Here is a 1771-nt window from a genome sequence, read left to right on the forward strand (position 1 = left end):
GGTGCTCTCCACGCCCGCATCGGTCGCGGAGATCCTGATCGGCAAGCTCCTGCCCTATTTTGCGCTCGGCATGCTGGCCACGCTCGGTGCGACCGCGCTGGCGGTCTTCGTGTTCGGCGTGCCGCTGCGCGGATCGCTGGCGGCGCTCCTGCTGCTTTCGGCCACCTTCATGGTGCCGGCGCTGGGCCAAGGGCTGCTGATTTCGTCTGTCACCCGCAACCAGTTCCTGGCCGCGCAGATCGCCTTGTTCTCCGGTTTTCTGCCGGCCTTCATGCTGTCGGGCTTTCTCTATGAGATCGACGCGATGCCCGCGCCGATCCGGGCCATCACCTGGGCGATACCGGCGCGCTATTTCGTCTCTTCGCTAAAAACCGTCTTTCTGGCCGGCGACATCTGGGCCGTCTTCGTGCCGAACCTGCTGGCGATGGGCGCCATCGGCGTCCTGTTTTTCCTCCTGGCCAAGCGCGCCACGCGCAAGAATCTGGAGTGACGAGCCATGACGCGGCACAATGGCTATCTCTCTTTCACCCGGCTGCGAGCCCAGTTCGTCAAGGAAGTGCTGAGCATCCTGCGCGATCCGCGCAGCCGCATGGTGGTGTTCATGCCGCCGCTGCTGCAACTGCTGGTGTTCGCCTTCGCCGCGACGCTCGAAGTGCGCAACGTCGATATTGCCGTGCATAATCAGGATGCGGGCCGCTGGTCGCATGAACTGATCGCGCGGCTCGATCGGGCCGACTTCATTACCCAGGTCTATCGCGTGACCGACGGTCAGGAACTGGGACGCCTGATCGACCAGGGCAAGGTGATCGCGGCGCTCGACATCCAGCCGGACTTTTCGCGCGCAATCGCTGCCGGAGACAGCGGCCGTATCCAGCTGTTGATCGACGGCCGGCGCAGCAATTCGGGACAGATCACCGCCAGTTATCTCTCCGCCATCGCCGCCGAAGTCGGCGCGGAGGCCAACCCCGGCACAGGTCCTGCGACGCCAGTGGCGGTACGCAACTGGTTCAATCCCAATCTGACGTATCGCTGGTTCATCGTCCCGGGCCTCTCCGGCATCCTGGCGTTCTTCAGCGCACTGCTCATAACCTCGCTGTCGATCGCCCGTGAACGCGAACTGGGAACCTTCGACCAGTTGCTGGTCTCACCAACCTCCACGCCGGAAATCATCCTGTCCAAATCCTTGCCGGCGCTGGTCATCGGCACCATGCTCGGACTTCTGATGATGGCCGCGGCCGCGGGACCGTTCCGGATTCCGTTCAACGGGTCGTTCGCGCTGCTGTTTGTCAGCCTGGTCCTGTTCATCCTGTCGGTGGTGGGCATCGGTCTGATGATTTCGGCGATCAGCGCGACCCAGCAACAGGCCATCCTGGGCGCCTTCGCCATCGGCGTGCCATCCGTCCTGATGTCGGGATTTGCCACGCCGGTCGAGAACATGCCCATGCTGCTGCAATGGCTGGCGCAGGCGATTCCACTCACCCATTTCCTGGTCATCGTCGAGGGCAGCTTTCTCAAAGCCATGGCGCCGGGCGACATATTTGCCAGCCTCTGGCCATTGGCGATGATCGCCCTGGTGTCGCTCACCATGGCCACCATCTTCGTTCGAGGACGCCTGCAATGAGATCGCCCCGCCACAGTCATGCGCCGTCATTGTCTGATACGGGCGGACGTTCCCCGCGATGGTCGCGCTACGCAATATTGATAGCTGGCTGCAGTTCGTTGACGGCCTGTATGGTCGGCCCCAACTACCGGGCGCCACCTGCCGTTGACA

The 1771-nt window shown here is 63.1% G+C and carries 2 protein-coding genes; both read left to right on the top strand.

The window, feature by feature from the left end:
* Positions 1–490 (top strand): ABC transporter permease (locus RLDS_RS29260; protein WP_021224244.1); only part of this gene is annotated, 490 nt, incomplete at its 5' end.
* A 6-nt stretch (positions 491–496) separates the two neighbouring features.
* Positions 497–1621 (top strand): ABC transporter permease, encoded by a 1125-nt coding sequence (locus RLDS_RS29265; RefSeq protein ID WP_020819437.1) that lies wholly within the window; start codon positions 497–499, stop codon positions 1619–1621.
* The last annotated feature ends 150 nt before the right edge of the window (positions 1622–1771 follow it).

The sequence above is a fragment of the Sphingobium lactosutens DS20 genome (assembly GCF_000445105.1).
GTDB classification, from domain to species: Bacteria; Pseudomonadota; Alphaproteobacteria; order Sphingomonadales; family Sphingomonadaceae; genus Sphingobium; species Sphingobium lactosutens.

Coding starts and splice junctions, on each gene's coding strand:
- RLDS_RS29265 (WP_020819437.1), top strand. CDS start 497: ATGACGCGGCACAATGGCTATCTCTCTTTCACCCGGCTGCGAGCCCAG.